The sequence below is a fragment of the Chryseobacterium sp. JK1 genome (genome assembly GCF_050632815.1).
Taxonomy (GTDB): domain Bacteria; phylum Bacteroidota; class Bacteroidia; order Flavobacteriales; family Weeksellaceae; genus Chryseobacterium.
The window spans coordinates 153,134-170,344 of sequence record NZ_JBODRU010000004.1 but is presented as its reverse complement, the minus strand read 5'-3'; the positions used below and the strand labels follow the sequence as shown (position 1 = coordinate 170,344).

16 protein-coding genes are annotated in these 17,211 nt (G+C 35.6%); 7 read left to right on the top strand and 9 right to left on the bottom strand.

Annotated features, from left to right (window positions below):
- Positions 1-11: 11 nt before the first annotated feature.
- The 4 genes from ACQ76T_RS19670 to lpxB form a co-directional block, all read right to left on the bottom strand.
- Positions 12-674, bottom strand: coding sequence for a succinate dehydrogenase cytochrome b subunit (locus ACQ76T_RS19670; RefSeq protein WP_431344950.1), 663 nt, complete (start codon positions 672-674; stop codon positions 12-14).
- Between the two features lie 144 nt (positions 675-818).
- Positions 819-2,588, bottom strand: coding sequence for a ComEC/Rec2 family competence protein (locus tag ACQ76T_RS19665; RefSeq protein ID WP_431344949.1), 1,770 nt, complete (start codon positions 2,586-2,588; stop codon positions 819-821).
- 141 nt (positions 2,589-2,729) lie between these two features.
- Positions 2,730-3,818, bottom strand: coding sequence for a glycoside hydrolase family 99 protein (locus ACQ76T_RS19660; protein WP_431344948.1), 1,089 nt, complete (start codon positions 3,816-3,818; stop codon positions 2,730-2,732).
- A 34-nt stretch (positions 3,819-3,852) separates the two neighbouring features.
- Complete coding sequence (gene lpxB / locus ACQ76T_RS19655) at positions 3,853-4,956, bottom strand: lipid-A-disaccharide synthase (RefSeq protein ID WP_431344947.1); 1,104 nt, start codon at positions 4,954-4,956, stop codon at positions 3,853-3,855.
- 155 nt (positions 4,957-5,111) lie between these two features.
- Here lpxB and ACQ76T_RS19650 point away from each other — a divergent pair, with 155 nt between their 5' ends.
- Both ACQ76T_RS19650 and ACQ76T_RS19645 read left to right on the top strand, forming a co-directional pair.
- On the top strand, positions 5,112-5,621 hold the full coding sequence (locus tag ACQ76T_RS19650; protein WP_431344946.1) for a DUF2480 family protein: 510 nt from the start codon (positions 5,112-5,114) through the stop codon (positions 5,619-5,621).
- A 111-nt stretch (positions 5,622-5,732) separates the two neighbouring features.
- A complete protein-coding gene (locus ACQ76T_RS19645; RefSeq protein ID WP_431344945.1) occupies positions 5,733-6,392 on the top strand; it encodes a DUF937 domain-containing protein in 660 nt (219 codons plus the stop codon).
- A gap of 59 nt (positions 6,393-6,451) precedes the next feature.
- Here ACQ76T_RS19645 and ACQ76T_RS19640 read toward each other — a convergent pair whose 3' ends face one another.
- Positions 6,452-6,571 carry a 30S ribosomal protein THX gene (locus ACQ76T_RS19640; protein WP_422695507.1) on the bottom strand — a complete coding sequence of 40 codons (120 nt, stop codon included), beginning with the start codon at positions 6,569-6,571 and terminating at the stop codon, positions 6,452-6,454.
- Positions 6,572-6,754: 183 nt separating this feature from the next.
- Between ACQ76T_RS19640 and ACQ76T_RS19635 the strand changes: the two genes are divergently transcribed.
- Positions 6,755-7,945, top strand: a complete 1,191-nt coding sequence (locus ACQ76T_RS19635) for a hypothetical protein (protein ID WP_431344944.1) — start codon at positions 6,755-6,757, stop codon at positions 7,943-7,945.
- Positions 7,946-7,961: 16 nt separating this feature from the next.
- Positions 7,962-8,981 (top strand): T9SS type A sorting domain-containing protein, encoded by a 1,020-nt coding sequence (locus ACQ76T_RS19630; protein ID WP_431344943.1) that lies wholly within the window; start codon positions 7,962-7,964, stop codon positions 8,979-8,981.
- A gap of 84 nt (positions 8,982-9,065) precedes the next feature.
- Here the strand turns inward: ACQ76T_RS19630 and ACQ76T_RS19625 are convergent, their stop codons facing one another.
- On the bottom strand, positions 9,066-10,460 hold the full coding sequence (locus tag ACQ76T_RS19625; RefSeq protein ID WP_431344942.1) for an MATE family efflux transporter: 1,395 nt from the start codon (positions 10,458-10,460) through the stop codon (positions 9,066-9,068).
- Between the two features lie 112 nt (positions 10,461-10,572).
- On the opposite strand from ACQ76T_RS19625, the gene ACQ76T_RS19620 reads away from it, so the two are divergent.
- From ACQ76T_RS19620 to ACQ76T_RS19610, 3 genes are all read left to right on the top strand, one after another.
- The gene (locus tag ACQ76T_RS19620; protein WP_431344941.1) at positions 10,573-10,935 is read left to right on the top strand and encodes a hypothetical protein; all 363 of its coding nucleotides are present in this window, start codon (positions 10,573-10,575) and stop codon (positions 10,933-10,935) included.
- Between the two features lie 137 nt (positions 10,936-11,072).
- A complete protein-coding gene (gene aspS, locus ACQ76T_RS19615) occupies positions 11,073-12,827 on the top strand; it encodes an aspartate--tRNA ligase (RefSeq protein ID WP_431344940.1) in 1,755 nt (584 codons plus the stop codon).
- Positions 12,828-12,881: 54 nt separating this feature from the next.
- Positions 12,882-13,499, top strand: coding sequence for a hypothetical protein (locus tag ACQ76T_RS19610; protein WP_431344939.1), 618 nt, complete (start codon positions 12,882-12,884; stop codon positions 13,497-13,499).
- A gap of 24 nt (positions 13,500-13,523) precedes the next feature.
- On the opposite strand, the gene ACQ76T_RS19605 is transcribed toward ACQ76T_RS19610, so the two are convergent.
- The 3 genes from ACQ76T_RS19605 to ACQ76T_RS19595 form a co-directional block, all read right to left on the bottom strand.
- Positions 13,524-14,792: an adenylosuccinate synthase gene (locus tag ACQ76T_RS19605; protein ID WP_431344938.1), complete on the bottom strand. Its 1,269-nt coding sequence runs from the start codon at positions 14,790-14,792 to the stop codon at positions 13,524-13,526.
- Positions 14,793-14,923: 131 nt separating this feature from the next.
- Positions 14,924-15,493, bottom strand: a complete 570-nt coding sequence (locus tag ACQ76T_RS19600) for a Crp/Fnr family transcriptional regulator (protein WP_431344937.1) — start codon at positions 15,491-15,493, stop codon at positions 14,924-14,926.
- Between the two features lie 171 nt (positions 15,494-15,664).
- On the bottom strand, positions 15,665-17,203 hold the full coding sequence (locus ACQ76T_RS19595) for a T9SS type A sorting domain-containing protein (RefSeq protein ID WP_431344936.1): 1,539 nt from the start codon (positions 17,201-17,203) through the stop codon (positions 15,665-15,667).
- Positions 17,204-17,211: the final 8 nt, after the last annotated feature.

The window sequence follows — 17,211 nt, the reverse complement described above, 5'->3', positions numbered from 1 at the left end:
GTATATTGATATTATTGAGTTATAAAATGGTAAACTGCCACGATAACAAACCCTGCAGGAATAATGATTGAATACCATTTCCCGAAAGCTTTGATCACCGGTGTATATTTTGGATGTCTCGCTCCAATTGACTGGAATGAAGACTGGAATCCGTGAGCTAAGTGCAATCCTAGTAAAACAAAAGAAATTACATACAAAGCCACTCTCCAAAGATCCGAAAACTTCTCATGAAGTTCCGGCCAGAAACGTTCTGCGTTGGGAAGTTTCCCATCCACGTACTTGTAAGTAATCTCGTGGAACCAGAAATCATATAAGTGAAGCGCTAAGAAAGCCAACACAACAGCTCCTGAAATAATCATATTTCTGGACATCCATGAAGAGTTCACAGACGCGTTGTTAGATGCATACTTTACTGGACGCGCTTTATTATTCTTGATCTCCAATACAAATCCCATCGCGAAATGGAAAATTACTGCAAAACCAAGAATAGGCTGCATTAAGAACTGCACAAAAGGATTATAGCCCATAAAGTCAGAAGCTGTATTGAAAGCATCTTTGTTTAGAACTGATAACAAATTGGTTGTCAAATGCAGTATAAGAAAAATCAGCAAAAACATAGCTGATAATGCCATAGCGTATTTTCTACCTATCGTAGAACTCGTTAAACCTGCCATATAAGTTTAAATTTGAATTTCCACAAAATTAAGAAAGTTTAACAATATCGAAAAGTGAGAAATCTCACAATTAGACAGTTTGTAATCTTTCTAAATAAGAGTTTAACACGTTATAAATACAGGAAAAACATAAAAAGGAAAACATTATTTTATATCATAAATCTGACCCCTGAAAACCGCTTTCTGAGCGGAGGATGGAAATGTTTTTATTTCATAGGAAGTGACTCTTCTTGATGCACAATACGGTTTAACGATAAACTGCAAAACTCTATCCTGCTCTGCCATATCCGAAATCCAGAAACACGTTTTATTTCCATTTTTAATTGAAACAATTTTCTTTTTGCCAAAATCATGTACCATAATTTCTTCTTTTTGGTTTTCAAAAGCAGTATAACCTATTCTTATCATTATAAATAACAAACCGGCCATAACAAATCTCATAGAATTTATAAAGTCAAATTTCAGAATAACAAATCTTAAAAAGAAGATGGCTATAAAAGCCAAAAACACCTCAACTATATTCATCGGTATATTCTCAAAATAGAAAATATCTGCCTTAGAAAACCAATGAATTACTTCCAATAAGATATGGATGATATAGTCATAAATTTTACAGATCCATATAAAATTACAATCTACAACTATGAGTGCCGTCAGCAGGAACGAGAAAATAATAATCACTTCAGAAAACGGAACAATAATAAAGTTAGCTACAATAGAAATACAAGAAAACTGATGAAAATAATAGAGAACCAACGGCAATGTAGCCAACTGTGCAGACAGCGAGATAGTAATGGTATTGAAAAGAAGTTTTTTTAAATAACCATCTTGTTTTGGAAAATATTTCAACAGAGGCTGGTTCAACCAGAATATTCCCAGAACTGCCATGAAACTCAGCTGAAATCCAACGTCAAATATCTGCTGTGTATCCATAATCAGGATAATCAATGCTGACAAGGCAAGTGAATGTAGCAAATCAGGTTTTCGCTGAAGCAGTACAAATATAAAATAGGTACTGAGCATAATACACGAACGCAATACCGAGTTTCCAAATCCAATAAATGCTGCAAATAGCCAAATAAACACTAAACTAAAAATTACGGTATATCTTCTGTACCGCAAAGAAACAAACCTCATCATCAAAAAGTAAAACATTCCGAAAATAACCACGATATGAGTTCCGGAAATAGCCAGGAAATGAACAAGACCAGATCTGTTAAAATCCTTTACAGTATCAGCGTCCATTCCGGTTCTGTCAGCCAGTATAATTCCTTTTAAAAATTCTTTGGTTGTCCCTGACATTTCAGTTTTGTCAATTTTCTTAAGAATGTCAAATCTAAGCTGTCGGATTCTATCAGTCAGATCCAGATCGCCCCGTTTTGCATACGTAGGTTCCCCTGAAATATAAACCTGATATTGAATGTTCATGCGGCGAAGATACCGGGCATAATCAAATTGAAAGTCATGCTTTGGAGGATAAGGTTTTGTAACAAAGGCTTCGGATCTGTAATAGTGGACAAAATCCAACTCCTTGCTGATTGTAGGGAGGTAAAAGACAGAGTTGAAATTCTGACCTCCTAATTCTGCTACTCCCGCATATTTTTTATATTTTGGAGATGAATTCAGCTTTTGTGTAATCCTGAAGACCACCTTGCCTTTCCCTTTCTTCAAATTATTTTCTGATGGAAGCATGGTAAAGAAATGAAGAATAATTCCGACCCCACAGAATAAGCTCCCTAACAAAACTGCTTTTACTTTGTGTAAAAAGTAAGAATGAAGAAATAACAGGATTCCTATTATTATACTGATGAGCGCAACAAATAAAACTGAAGTACTCGTGAGTACAACTGTATCCTGAATAAAAATTCCAAGGATAAAGCAGAGGGTTAAAATAAGAAGAGGCTGTTTATTCAATTTCAATCAATTACACTATGAAAGTAATCAATTAATCAACCGAAGAACAGCTCTGTAATTACTGAATTTATTTTATTTTGAGCAAAAACCCGTTAATAAAAGACGTAATTTTCTTCTATCAAAAACCTATTTAAAAGTATGTTATTTAGATTTTAGAAATTTATTCGCCAAACGGTTGGTTTCCTTAATATAAAATTCAGGATCTTTCCCATAATCTTCATATTGGAAATCTCCTGCTTTTTTAGGAATAGCGGGTTCTATCTGAGTTCCTTCATGCCATTCATTGAATGAGGTAATTCCTATGAATTCCGGTTTCACCTTAATGGCCGCATCAAACATATTTTCATAATATTTCCCCTCATTTCTGCTTTTGAAATTAGCTCCATTCCAAGGTCTTATTCGTGTATCTGAATATCCGGGGCCCACGCAAGGTATAAAGATCAAATGATGTTGTTTAGCATACTCTGCAAGGTATTTCCAGTTGGAAACGGTACTCCCAAATACAAATCCTTCACTGGCAAAATAGGTATAAAACCCATCAAATCCTGCCTTATCGAAAAATTCTGAATCATTTTTCTCTACCCACAATCCAATATATAAAGCATCTAACAATGTATTTCTAATGGTTTCTTTACTGCTTTTGTCTAACATTTTTGCCCATTCCTCTTTTGGAATTTTATAGCTGTCATAAACATAATACAACGGTTTTCCCTCTTTTTTATAGAAAGCATGATGGCTAGAATAAGTTTTCACCAGATAAGAAAGTTGTTCTTTAAGCTCTATAGTATTTTTATAGAAAGGCTCTATATGAAAAGCTATCTTCAATCCAAAACGGTCTGCAATATCAAGATATTTTGGCAAGCTTTTATCAGTAAATGAATCTTTCCCCAACCAACTTACCACCACCACTCCAACTCCTGATTCCTTCATCATTTTCATGTGTGCTTCAATGGTCTCAGCATCATTGGAACTGTAATTACCCAAAGCCGGGTAAAAATTGGCCCCAATATCATCTCCTCCCTGATAATGTCCCAGGTTGTTCCATTTCGGGTCTTTCCAGTGTGGCAGGATCTCATGATTCCAATGGGAGTAACTTCCATCAGTAGCAGGGTTTCCGTACCAGCCGTAATAAAATATCTGAACTTTTTCTCTGTCTTTATTCTGGGCAGAACTTAGCGAGAAAAAAAATAGCAATACAAAAAATAACAGAGAACGGTTAAGGTAATTCATGATCAAAATAATTAAAGAAGAATCAACAAAAAACTTATACTTTCAAAATAACATCGGCAGCATGAGCACTGGCTCCTTTTCCTCCTAGTTTTTCTCTTAAAAGCTGGTAATCATTCAGAACCTGTTCTCTTTTTTCTCCTTCCATTATTTTATGAAGTTCTTCTACAAGGTTACTGGTATTCAAATCATTCTGAATCAGTTCTTTTACTACTTCTCTGTCCATAATCAGATTGACCAGCGAAATGTAATTGATATTTTTAACCAATCTTTTAGCGATAGCATAAGAAACTTTGCTCCCCCGATAGCAAACCACTTCAGGAATATTCAATAATGCCGTTTCTAAAGTGGCCGTTCCTGAAGTCACCAACGCTGCATTTGAGCACCTCAACAGATCATATGTTTTGTTGGAAACAAAATGCACATTATCATCCACATACTTCTGGTAAAATTCTTTAGGTAAGCTAGGTGCACCGGCAATGACAAATTGGTAGTTTTTAAAATGCGGTCTTACGGAAAGCATAATCTCCAGCATTTTTTCTACTTCCTGCTTTCTTGAACCTGGAAGCAGGGCTATAATCTCTTTCTCATTCAGTCCATTTTCGGATTTAAATTGCTCAGCACTTATTTCTTTAAGATCAGAAATAGCATCCAGTAAAGGGTGACCTACAAAGTGCGAATGAACTCCATGTTTTCTGTAGAACTCTTCTTCAAATGGAAGAATGACCATCATTTCATCTACATATTTCTTGATGATTTCTACACGACCTTCTTTCCATGCCCAAAGCTGCGGAGAAATGTAGTATACCACCTTAATTCCGAGTTCTTTGGCAAATCTGGCAATTCTTAAATTAAAGCCAGGATAATCTACAAGAATAAGAACATCCGGTCTGTTATTCAAAATATCTTCTTTGCAGAATTTTATATTATTCAAAATGGTTCTCAGATTCATAGCCACTTCCAGAAAGCCCATAAAAGCGAGATCACGATAGTGCTTCACCAAGGTTCCTCCCTGAGCTTTCATAAGATCTCCGCCCCAGAATCTGAATTCGGCATTAGGATCTTTTTGTTGTAAAGCTTTCATCAGATTGCTTCCGTGCAAATCACCTGATGCTTCTCCTGCAATAATGTAATATTTCATTTCTTTCGAAACCTTTATTATTTGTTGTATAACCACTAGAAGTCCCTTTCTCCGGTATGAGGATAAGTTATGGGAGGTTTCTATGGTAAGGATAGAGAACAAATTAAAATAGATATCATCTTAATTCGTAAATTTGTTCAAAGATAATGATAAAAATGTCAGAAGAATTTGAAATCCGAAATAAAGTTGCCGAAAGCGGTCTTATCAATTTTGATCTTTCCACCCTGCTTCCAAAAGGTCAGAGGAAAGGTATAGATCTTAAAGATTTTCTTTTTCAGGAAATGATCTTGAAAGAAAAGGATTTCCGTGAAAAGGTAGAAGCTATTGATATTGAAGAGTATAAAGATTCCTATATTTTTATTTACAATTCTGTAGATACTATTATTCCACTGTGGGCTTATTTTGTACTCACTGCAAAACTTACCGATGTGGCTAAAAAAATTGTTTTCGGAAAACGTGAGGATCTGGAGGTTATTTTGATGCACAATGCCATACAGACTTATGATTTTGAAGATATGAGAGGCAAAAGAGTGTTGGTAAAAGGTTGCTCTGATAAGGATATTCCTGAAAATGCTTATATTGAACTGGTAGAACAGCTTAAGCCTATTGTAAAATCTCTGATGTTCGGGGAAGCATGTTCCAATGTTCCTATTATTAAAAACTAACCCCTCCTGATATACCTTCAGAAACTTTAACAATAATTGTGAGAGGGAATGAATTTGTGAGGCATATTTTTTGATAACTTTGGGTTACTTAATACTTAATAAACACAAAAAATGAGTTTAATTGACCTACTTACAGGGAACACAAGCAACCAGGTTGCTGAACAGGCTGAAAATAAATTCGGAATCAGCAAGAATCAGGTAATTGCTTTACTCGCTGTAGCGACCCCTCTTATCATTTCTTATCTTAGAAATAAATCTCAGGATGCAAAAGAGGCGGAAGCTTTAAATAGCGCTTTGGACAAGGATCATAACGGAAGCATCCTCAATGATGCCTCTCAGATAGAATCAAGACAGGCTGAAGGAGGATCCATTCTTGGTCATATTTTTGGAGATCAGAAAAGTACTGTTGAAAACCAGCTGTCACAAAATACAGGAATCTCAATAGACAAAATTGGTCCCATTCTGGCGATGTTAGCTCCTGTTGTGATGGGATATATCGGGCAGCAAAAACAGCAAAGTAATGTAGGAGCAGGCGGACTTGGAGATCTTTTAGGAGGAATTCTCGGAAACGCATCCAACCAGGCCCAGACTCAGCAATCCAGCCCTTTGAATGACATTCTCGGAAGTGTTTTGGGAGGAGGCGGACAGTCTCAATCATCCGGAAACCCACTGAATGATATTTTAGGAAGCGTGCTGGGAGGTGGAAATCAGCAACAGCAAGGAGGCGGTGGCCTAGGCAGCATCCTTGGAAATATTTTTGGAGGAAAATAATTAATTTAATTTTTATAAAAAAAGACCGGAGATCTGATCTTCGGTCTTTTTATTGTTAATTACTTTTTCGATTTCTCTTCTGAAGCAGCGTAAGATTTTGACGCTTTTTTAGGTCTTCTTTTTCCATAGCTTCCGGAATTAATTTTTCCTCTTCTTGATTTTTTGTCTCCTTTTCCCATAGTAATATGTATTGGTTGTCATAACGAATTTATGAAAATTCACTTTTAAAATCAAAAATTTAGCTTGTTAAAGTTTCTAAAACATTTCATAAGAAGTTGAAAGTCTTTAATGTTTTCAACCTTAAACTAGCAGTATAAATAAAAAACACGTACTTTTGCCGGCTAACAAAAAAACTAAAATCCATGAAAACAAAGTACCTTTTGTATGCACTGGCGTGCACATTGAGTATTGGAAAAATTAAAGCAGCTGACCTATACGTTCGCGATTTGGGAGCAGGAGGAGCTTATGCTACCATTTCTGCAGCTATAACTGCAGCCAATAATGGTGACCGTATTATTATCAAACCTAAAATTGGAAATGTTCCTTATTTAGAGAATATTTCCATCAATAAATCTCTTACTTTTGTTTCTGAAACCAATTTCAGCAAATATTATATTCAGGGTACTATCGTCATTGTACCAGCCGCAGACAGAGTGGTAAATATCCATAATATGTATGCCTTCCAAAGTAATGTCGGTATAACCCCTACCCCTTTTACCGGAGGAAGATGTACCGTAAATATAGCGAATTGTACAGTAGATATGAATCTCAATTTCGCGGATACTAAAAATGTAACGACGAACGTCTATGGAAGTTCTTTCAATAGTTTATATTTCGTACATGGAAAAATCATAGGCAATATCACGAATGATATTCATTTACGTAGTGATGCTGCACCATTAGCCCTCTCTGATATCTACATTAATGCTAATAAAAGTAACTGGATTGACTTGATTACAACAAATTATCCGTTAAATGTTCTAAATAATGATGTGAGTAATACCGGTACCAGTTTCGGTTCATTAGAAATCAAAGATATAAAATCAGGATCTACCAATACCATACAAAATAACAGGTTTTTAACAACTGCCTTAAATGCGAGTTTTGCTCCTATCTATATTAATACGGGTAACACAACAGGTATTGTCAATATCTCAAATAACATTCTAAATTCAGGTACCGCAAACGTTTCAGAAATTGTAGCATCCGCTGCTATAACAGTCATTGCCAACTATAATTTATCTACTTCTCCGTTTAATACCACAGGGGTAGATATTCAAAATAATAATATTGGGAGTGCAAATTATAGTTTGGATTTAAACAACTTAACATTCTCTGGGGCAATAATAAATGCAGGAACCCCTGATGAGGAATATCAGGATCTGGATTTAACAAGAAATGATATTGGTCCTTTAGGTGGATCTAATTCATGGATCAACTACTGGCCTAGTACCGCAGGAAATAAACCAAGAGTAATGTTCCTGAATACTCCAAGAAGAGTTTATCAGGGAACTACTTCTATTCAGGCAGAAGCAACGGGAATCTCTAAATAATAAAAATATGAAAACAATGAACAAAAAAATACTGATTTGTATTTTTTCATTATTTGTATTTTTATTTCAGGCACAAATAAAGGTAAATAATGCGGAATACTATTGGGATACCGATCCCGGAGAAGGGAATGCAACAGCATTAACAGCCTTAGACGGTAATTTTGATAATGCGATAGAAGAGGTACTTCAAAACACTTCATCTATTCCTTCTGCGAATGGATTTCACACTTTTGCAATTCGATTTAAAGACAGCCAGGGAAATTGGGGACCTGTTTTTAAAAATATCATTCATACCGGAAATCTTCCTGTAACAGGAGCGGGGACACTTACAAACGGAGAGTATTTCTGGGATAATGATCCAGGTGAAGGAAATGCCAGTCCACTTATCGCATTAGATGGTAATTTTGATAATATCATTGAAGATGTTTTACAAAGTAATATTGCCATTCCGCAATCTGCAGGTTTTCATGTTTTTAATGTAAGAATAAAAGGTAGTCAAGGAGAATGGGGACCCGTTTTTAAAAACATCATACACATGGGGACCAATGCTTTACCAGGAGTTAATCTAACTAGTGGAGAATATTTTTGGGATAATGATCCCGGTGAAGGGAATGGTATTGCTGTAGCATCTGTAGATGGTAATTTTGATAATGCTGTTGAAAATATTTTACAGAACAGTATTCCAATTGCACAGCCTATAGGATTTCATATCTTTAATGTAAGAGTAAAAGACAGCCTGGGAATATGGGGACCCGTTTTCCAAAATGTGGTTTATATTGAAACTACTGTCTTAGGAACCAAAGAAGTCAAATTATCTAAAAATATAGTTTGTTATCCTAATCCGGCAGATGATATCATCTATTTCAATGTAACGGGTAAAATGAATATTTACTCATCCGAAGGAAGACTGGTACTCTCTAAAGATCATGTAGACGGAAGTAAAGGAATACATGTTTCTTCACTTATCAAAGGAAATTACATTGTAACGATAGAAAATAAAGAAGGAAGATTCTCTTCTAAATTTATTAAGAAATAATTCCTTTCAGTACATAAAAACAAAAAAACTTCCTTCGGGAAGTTTTTTTGTTTTATATAGTTTTGGGTATGTCGAATATAATATTTATACCTTCACCGTTTTCCATTTTCCTCTTCTAAACAAAATAAAAGCAACGACTGTGATCAATGTTTCCGCTGCAGGTATCGAAATAAATACTCCTTTAGGCCCCATCTCCAAATGTTTGGAAAGGAAGTAAGCCAAAGGAATCTGAAACAGCCAGAATCCAAAAAGGTTCACCCACGTTGGCGTCCAGGTATCCCCTGCTCCGTTGAACGCATTGATCATCACCATCCCAATTCCATAAAAGATAAAGCCAATACTCATAATATGAAGGGCATTTTCTGCAAATTTCTTGATTTCGATATCCTGAGTAAAGAAGCTCACTAAAAAATTGCCCATGAAGATGAAAATCAAGCTTACGATCAACATAAAAATCACATTGTATTTCACGGTTTTCATAACGGACTGCTCTGCACGTATCATTTCATTCGCGCCCATATTCTGTCCTACTAATGTAGATGCAGCATTGCTTAATCCCCAGGCAGGAAGCATGAAAAACATCATCAGCCTCAGTGCTGTCTGATAACCTGCCGAAGCATTCTCACCACCTGTAGTAGCTACAAGCTCTGCAAGGAAAATCCAGCTACAGGAAGCAATCACAAACTGGAAAATTCCCGGGGTTGCAACCTTCACAATCGATCTGATTAAATCATACTGCGGCTTAAAATAAGAAAGTCTGATACGGATCTGTGTATCTGCTACCAAAAGATGGTATAACTGATAGATAACCCCGATACTTCTCCCTATTGTTGTAGCCAGCGCCGCTCCGGTAAGCCCCATTGTCGGAACAGGACCTAAACCTCTTATTAAAATCGGACAAAGGATAATATTCGCAATATTGGCGATCCATAAACTTTTCATGGCAATCATAGCATTTCCTGCTCCTCTGAAAATACCATTGATCAGAAACAGAAGCATAATAACCGTGCTGCTTCCCATCATAATTCTTGTAAAATCCTTCCCATAGGCAGCCGCTTCAGGTCTCGCACCCATTAGAATAAGAATTTCTTCAGCGTACACTACTCCCAGCACACTTAAAATAAAGGTGATTACAAATGAAGCCAGCAATACCTGTGCAGCACTTCGGGAAGCCTGCTCCGGATTTTTCTCACCAATCCTCCTTGCAACCAAAGCTGTAGCCGCCATACTCATCCCTATCGCAATAGAATACATTACTGAAAGCACAGACTCCGTAAGTCCCACCGTCTGAATAGCAAAACCACTCTCTTTAAGATGGCCTACAAAATACAGATCTACTAAGGCAAATACAGATTCCATAGCCATTTCCAACATCATCGGAATAGCCAAGAGCAAAACCGCACTTCTGATATTCACCTTCGTAAAATCCGTTTCCTCGCCACTGAAAGCTTTTTTCAAAAAGTCAACATATTTCATCATTTCACAATCAATAATTTATTTAAATTCAAAAATACAAATCCAATTATTAGTAAAACTTAGCAATTGATAATAAAATTTAATTTAGATTTGTATATTCTTAAAAATGATCATTATGAAAAAAATAATCTCTACAACTTTTCTATTTGGAGCATTATTATGTGCCAATATGTTTTCTGCTCAAACAATGACACAAGAAAAAATGAAAGCCATTTATACTGATGATGTAACGGCATTCAAAAAACAGTTTGCGCCAGGAGATTACAACAAATGTTTTCTAGTGGGAAATATTCTTTATTCACCACTTGGCTTTAGTGTAATGTCCGACAGAAAGAATATTATCAAATTCCTTTTGAATAATAAAGCTAACGTAAATAAAAAGTGTCAGAACAAAACACCTCTTGAAGTAGCTGATGACACAAAAGACAGCGAAGAAATTAAAAAAATTCTGATTGCAAAAGGCGGCAATAGAGATTAAAAAATCTAAAAACAACATACGAAACTTCCGAAAGGAAGTTTTTTTTATTTATAAAACCTGCAAAAATCTTATCTTTGCCAACGAAAAATTCAAGGTTCGGAATTGGACCTTAAACATTGAACTTTAAACAAATAATTATGTTTCGATCACACACAAACGGAGAGCTATCTCTGAAAAATCTGAATGAAGAAGTTACACTATCTGGATGGGTACAAACTATCCGTGATAAAGGATTTATGATTTGGGTAGATCTTCGAGATCGTTACGGAATTACCCAGCTTGTTTTGGATCAGGATCGCTCTTCTGCACAGCTGATGGAAGAGGCTAAAAAGTTAGGGCGTGAATTTGTGATTCAGGCGACAGGAAAAGTCATTGAAAGAGTCAGTAAAAATCCTAATATTCCAACTGGTGAAATTGAAATTTTAGTAGAAAAGCTAACGATTCTTAATGATTCCCAACTTCCTCCTTTCACTATTGAAGATGAAACGGACGGTGGTGAAGAATTAAGAATGAAATACCGTTACCTGGATATCAGAAGAAATCCGGTAAAAGATAAATTGATCTTCCGTCACAAGATGGCACAGAAGGTAAGAAATTATCTATCTGATGAAGGATTCATCGAAGTGGAAACACCTGTTTTGATCAAGTCTACTCCGGAAGGAGCAAGAGACTTTGTTGTACCAAGCAGAATGAATCCAGGGCAGTTTTATGCATTACCACAGTCTCCACAGACTTTCAAACAGCTTTTGATGGTAGGTGGAATGGATAAATATTTCCAGATTGTAAAATGTTTCCGTGATGAGGATTTAAGAGCAGACAGACAGCCGGAATTTACACAAATCGACTGTGAAATGGCTTTTGTAGAGCAGGAAGACGTGATGAACGTATTCGAAGGAATGACTAAAACTCTTATTAAAGATATTACAGGTCAGGAATTCGGAGCTTTCCCAAGAATGACTTTCGCTGATGCGATGAGAAAATACGGAAATGACAAACCGGACATCCGTTTCGGAATGGAATTCGTAGAGCTGAATGAGCTGGTAAAAGGAAAAGACTTTAAAATATTTGATGAAGCAGAACTGGTTGTAGGAATCAACGTAGAAGGATGTGCAGATTATACAAGAAAGCAAATTGATGAACTTGTGGATTGGGTAAAACGTCCTCAGGTTGGCGCTTCCGGTATGGTTTGGGTAAAATTCCAGAATGATGGAGTAAAAACCTCATCGGTAAACAAATTCTACAACGAAGAAGATTTAGCAAAAATCATTGAAAAATTCGGAGCGAAAGAAGGTGACTTAATGTTGATTCTTTCCGGAAACGAAAATAAAGTAAGAGCTCAGCTGTCTGCTTTAAGAATGGAACTTGGAAACCGTTTAGGATTAAGAAAAGGAAACGTTTTTGCACCACTTTGGGTTGTTGACTTCCCTCTATTGGAATGGGATGAGGATACGGAAAGATACCATGCTATGCACCACCCTTTCACGTCTCCAAAGCCAGAAGATATCCACTTATTGGAAACTGATCCTGGAAAAGCAAGAGCGAATGCTTACGATATGGTTCTGAACGGAAACGAAATCGGAGGTGGATCTATCAGAATTTTCGACAGAGATCTTCAGTCTAAAATGTTTGATCTTTTAGGATTTTCAAAAGAAGAGGCTGAAGCTCAGTTCGGATTCTTAATGAATGCCTTCAAATACGGAGCTCCTCCACACGGTGGTTTAGCTTTTGGGTTTGACCGTTTGGTAGCGATCCTTGACGGAAATGAGGTCATCAGAGATTATATCGCTTTCCCTAAGAATAATTCCGGACGTGATGTCATGATTGATGCACCTGCTTCTATTGCTGATGCACAGCTCGATGAATTAGAATTACAATTGAATTTAAAAGCATAAATTTAAAGCGGGGTATTTGCCCCGCTTTTTTTATCTCTATAGAAAATTCAACAGATGAATAAACCAGAAGAAAAGAAACCCCAGCCACTTCCGAAAAAAAAGCTAAGTACCCCATTGAAAATAGCAATCTATATTATTTGGCTGATAGGAGTGTTTTCCTTTTTTCACGGAATTGGATATTCAAAAAACAAAAGTAACCTAGATTTTAAAGGGGGATATTTTGTCATCGGAATTCTTATTCTGGCTCCACTTTACTATTATATTTTTTCGCTTATTGAAAGTGAAAAAGGATTTCCTGTTGAAAATTTTAATAGAGAAATTGTTGTTCAGGACATAAAACGCCACAGAATAACTGATGATGTAGATTTAAGTAGAGCTATTATAGAACATTATGTTTTCGGGGTTGGTAAAGATCAAAACGATTATGCCAACATTTTCTATTATAAAGGAGATATTGAATTTGTAAAGACCAAAATCACCATTGAACACATCAAGGATAATTTATTAATAACACTCACTGCTTTTACAAACATTGATAAGATTACGTTAAAAGAAATTTTTCAACAATATTCTTCCACAAAAGTTTATTACGATAAATACATTCCCACCAACTACTATCTAGATCTGGAATTTTTAGAAAGATGGGATCCACAAAATGAAAGCGGGAAATAACTCCCGCTTTATATTGATATCAACTTATTTCATTTTCAGCATCTGCTCTCTTCCCGGTCCTATGGAAAGATAAGTGACAGGAACTTCTAATTCTGCTTCTATAAATGAAAGGAATTCTTGTAATTCTATTGGTAATTCAGAAGGACTTTTCATGGTAGAGAAATCAGCATTCCAGCCATTCAGCCATTTCAATACAGGGCGGCTGTTTTCTGGTAATGACCCAGCGATGGTTTCTATTTTCCCATCTTCCAATTCATAATGGGTACATACTGCTACAGATTTCAATCCGCTCAGAACATCAGCTTTTGTGAGTACCAGCTGGGTAACCCCATTAATCATTATGGCATATCTTAAAGCAGGCAGATCCAGCCAGCCTGTTCTTCTTGGACGGCCCGTGTTGGAGCCAAATTCATTTCCTTTTGTTCTGATCTCATCTCCAAGTTCGTCAAATAATTCTGTCGGGAACATTCCATTTCCTACTCTGGTACAATATGCTTTGGCAATTCCGTAGATCTCTCCCATTTTCTTAGGAGAAATTCCTAATCCGATGCAAGCTCCTGCGGCTGTAGTGGAGGAAGACGTTACGTATGGGTAAGTTCCGTGATCAATATCCAGCATGGCAGCCTGAGAACCTTCTGCTAATATTTTTTTACCTTCAGATAATGCTTTGTTTAAGTAGATCTCAGTTTCTATACAATTAAACTTCTTCAGAAAATCTATGGCTTCAAAAAAATCCTGGCTGATCTCTTCCAGAGAAGGTAAAACCATCCCATCTTCTGAAAGCTGTTTATAATCTCTTTTTAAAATATGATGTACCTTTTCTTCAAAATCAGGTAAAAACATATCTCCTACTCTTACATTCTGTCTTAAAATTTTGTTTGAATAAGCCTGAGCTATTCCATTTCGTGTGCTTCCTATTGTTGTATAATCAGGATGGTCTTCCATAAAGGCATCCAGAAGTCTGTGGGTAGGCAATACAAAATGAGCTTTTTTAGAAATAATCAGATTGTCTATAGGATGAACCGTTTGGTCGAAAATCTGAAGGTTTTCTATTTCTTTTTTTAAACTCACCGGATCCAGAACAGTTCCTGTACCTACTACATTTTGTACTCCTTTCATAAAGATACCGGAAGGAATCATTTTAAGGGTAATTCTCTGTCCGTTTCTTTCTATACTGTGTCCAGCATTAGATCCGCCGTTAAAACGGGCTGTAATGTTATAGTTTTCACTGATAAGATCGATAAACTTTCCTTTTCCTTCATCTCCCCATTGCAGTCCTAATACAATATCCATATATTTAAATTTTATGATGCAAAGCTAGAACAGTTTGAAAAGAAGGCCATTGCCATTTGACAAAAAGGAAACTCAATTATAAAATGTATAATGCAAAACGTATTAATGACTAAAAGCTATCATTAATTATCTTAAACGATATTTCTTCTGATACGGCTGAGTGAAGAAGGAGTCACTCCCAAATAAGAAGCAAGCATAGATTGAGGAACTCTGTTAGCCAGACCTGGATAATGATTTAAGAAATGAATATACCGGGCCTTTGCATCCTGATTCAACATAATACTGGCAACTTTCAATTTATTTTCTACGACAAATGCATGAATTCTTGCGAATAAAACCGGCCATATCGCAATTTCTTTTTCCAATAATTTAAAATGTTCCAGATCTATGATAAGTAAGACGGCATCTGTAATGGCTTCAATATACTCATGAGCAGGAAGCTGATCGGTAAATCCCTGGAAGTCGCCTATAAAACGTCCTTCATAGATGAAATAGCGGGTAAAATCATCTCCTTCTTTATTATAGTATAGAGAACGGAAAACTCCTTCTTTTACAAAAGCAATTCTTTGGCTTACTTTACCAGCTTCTATAAAAGTGGAGCCTTTTTTTACCTTAACCTGCTGAATTCCTTTTGAAATTAAAAGTTCATCGTGCTCGTTCAGTATTCCAAATTTTCTGATATAATTAAAGAGTTCTTCCATACTTTGTTGTATCCACAGATTGCGCTAAGGTAAAGGTATAAAACTGACCGACAAAAACAATTGTCATTTGTCAAAAAATAATTTTAAAATACCCTTCTCTCATCTTGGCAGCTCATTCATAACTATTGATTGGAGTAAAAAATAAAGACGGGAAAAATCCCGTCTTTATTTTTATTCTTTTATAAATTTATGAGTTGTATTCACAATATTAAGATAATATATTCCTTTTTCAAGATGACTTATATCTACTTTATTTTCATTAATAATGGTCTTTAAAACAGATCTTCCACTTGCATCTATTATTTCAATAGGTAAATCTTTCGATTTTGCATTTTTTACATTCAGAATATCTTTTACAGGATTAGGATAGATACTCACATCATCTTTTTTAATTTCCTGATTCTTTACAGATAAAGCATTGGTATTATTTAAAACCTTCGTAATTACTCCTTTTAAAGGAATCTGATAATTTCCAAATATCATGACTTTCTGATCAGGCGTCATAATCGCAGAAGCCATATATTCCTTACCATTAAGATCTATATCGACTACTCCACTATTTCCAAATCCCTGGTCTACCGAACCATCTGTCTTAAATTTTTTAACAAATTGGTTTAAATCGGCAGCACTCCCTGTTGGAGTAGCCAGACAGACAAGAAAGAGATTATTATTGTTATCTAAAAGTAAGGTAGGGTAAATGATATTATTATCAACGTAATAATTATTGTTGTTATTATAATATTGTTCATTTACAATACCATTTACTCCAAAGCTGCTATCAAGTTCACCATCCTGATTCAATTTCATCAAAGTAATAAGGGAAATAGGTGAAGCAGCCGAAGAAGATAAACCATATATATAAGTGTTGTTATCTTTACCAGTAGCTGTACAAAAGAACGTTGAATAGTTCTGAATAGGAACATATGAAACAGGAGTATTGTTATAAGTGACATCCAGAATACCATCCTGTGAATATCTTGATTTTACAAAAGCTCCTCCAAATTTTTGTCCTATCAATAATAGTTTGGAGTCATTTTGAACAACTAAACGTCCCATATCTCCCTCCAACAATATCAATCCGTTGTTTCCAAAGCCTGTATCTACAGAACCATTCTCGTTAAGACGGAAAACAGCTAACTTTCCTATCTGATCATCTATTGCCGTTGTACATACTAAAATTTTATTTGTGCTGGTTAAAAAAACATTATTAAAATTAAAAGGACCTGTTATCCCTAAATTATTAAAAAATGTACTTAAATTGGAATTACTGACAACTCCATTAGTACCAAATCCCATATCATACGTTCCATTTTCGTTTAAACGGACCAGCTTATTTCCAAGCAAATCTCCCAGAAGAATTTTCTGATCATTCTGAATGTTCATTCTGAGTAAACGAGATAAAGGATTAGACGAAGATGCAGGAATCAATACTGTATTAAAGGTATTATCAATTGTTCCGTCAGCATTCAATCTCTGGATAACATTTGTAGTAGACTGACTGTTGCTGGGATTATTATAATAACTCCCACTTACAACAAGTTTCTGCTGCGAAGTAAAAACTCCTGTTTCATACGCAAATCTATAAGTAGGATTTGGGGTATAAGTAACTACTCCATTCGTCCCAAATGTAGGATCTAAAAATTGATTTTGTGCAGCGACAGATATAACTGTAAATAATACTCCTAAGCAAAGAAAAAGTCTGTTTATCATGGTTATTT

What these genes read in the sequence shown, in the direction of transcription:
- ACQ76T_RS19605 (WP_431344938.1), bottom strand. Translation starts at nt 14,792, where the DNA reads ATGGATATTGTATTAGGACTGCAATGGGGAGATGAAGGAAAAGGAAAG.
- ACQ76T_RS19660 (WP_431344948.1), bottom strand. Translation starts at nt 3,818, where the DNA reads ATGAATTACCTTAACCGTTCTCTGTTATTTTTTGTATTGCTATTTTTT.
- ACQ76T_RS19645 (WP_431344945.1), top strand. Translation starts at nt 5,733, where the DNA reads ATGAGTTTAATTGACCTACTTACAGGGAACACAAGCAACCAGGTTGCT.
- ACQ76T_RS19600 (WP_431344937.1), bottom strand. Translation starts at nt 15,493, where the DNA reads ATGGAAGAACTCTTTAATTATATCAGAAAATTTGGAATACTGAACGAG.
- ACQ76T_RS19650 (WP_431344946.1), top strand. Translation starts at nt 5,112, where the DNA reads ATGTCAGAAGAATTTGAAATCCGAAATAAAGTTGCCGAAAGCGGTCTT.
- ACQ76T_RS19620 (WP_431344941.1), top strand. Translation starts at nt 10,573, where the DNA reads ATGAAAAAAATAATCTCTACAACTTTTCTATTTGGAGCATTATTATGT.
- ACQ76T_RS19640 (WP_422695507.1), bottom strand. Translation starts at nt 6,571, where the DNA reads ATGGGAAAAGGAGACAAAAAATCAAGAAGAGGAAAAATTAATTCCGGA.
- ACQ76T_RS19670 (WP_431344950.1), bottom strand. Translation starts at nt 674, where the DNA reads ATGGCAGGTTTAACGAGTTCTACGATAGGTAGAAAATACGCTATGGCA.
- ACQ76T_RS19635 (WP_431344944.1), top strand. Translation starts at nt 6,755, where the DNA reads ATGAAAACAAAGTACCTTTTGTATGCACTGGCGTGCACATTGAGTATT.
- lpxB (WP_431344947.1), bottom strand. Translation starts at nt 4,956, where the DNA reads ATGAAATATTACATTATTGCAGGAGAAGCATCAGGTGATTTGCACGGA.
- ACQ76T_RS19610 (WP_431344939.1), top strand. Translation starts at nt 12,882, where the DNA reads ATGAATAAACCAGAAGAAAAGAAACCCCAGCCACTTCCGAAAAAAAAG.
- ACQ76T_RS19630 (WP_431344943.1), top strand. Translation starts at nt 7,962, where the DNA reads ATGAACAAAAAAATACTGATTTGTATTTTTTCATTATTTGTATTTTTA.
- ACQ76T_RS19595 (WP_431344936.1), bottom strand. Translation starts at nt 17,203, where the DNA reads ATGATAAACAGACTTTTTCTTTGCTTAGGAGTATTATTTACAGTTATA.
- ACQ76T_RS19625 (WP_431344942.1), bottom strand. Translation starts at nt 10,460, where the DNA reads ATGATGAAATATGTTGACTTTTTGAAAAAAGCTTTCAGTGGCGAGGAA.
- aspS (WP_431344940.1), top strand. Translation starts at nt 11,073, where the DNA reads ATGTTTCGATCACACACAAACGGAGAGCTATCTCTGAAAAATCTGAAT.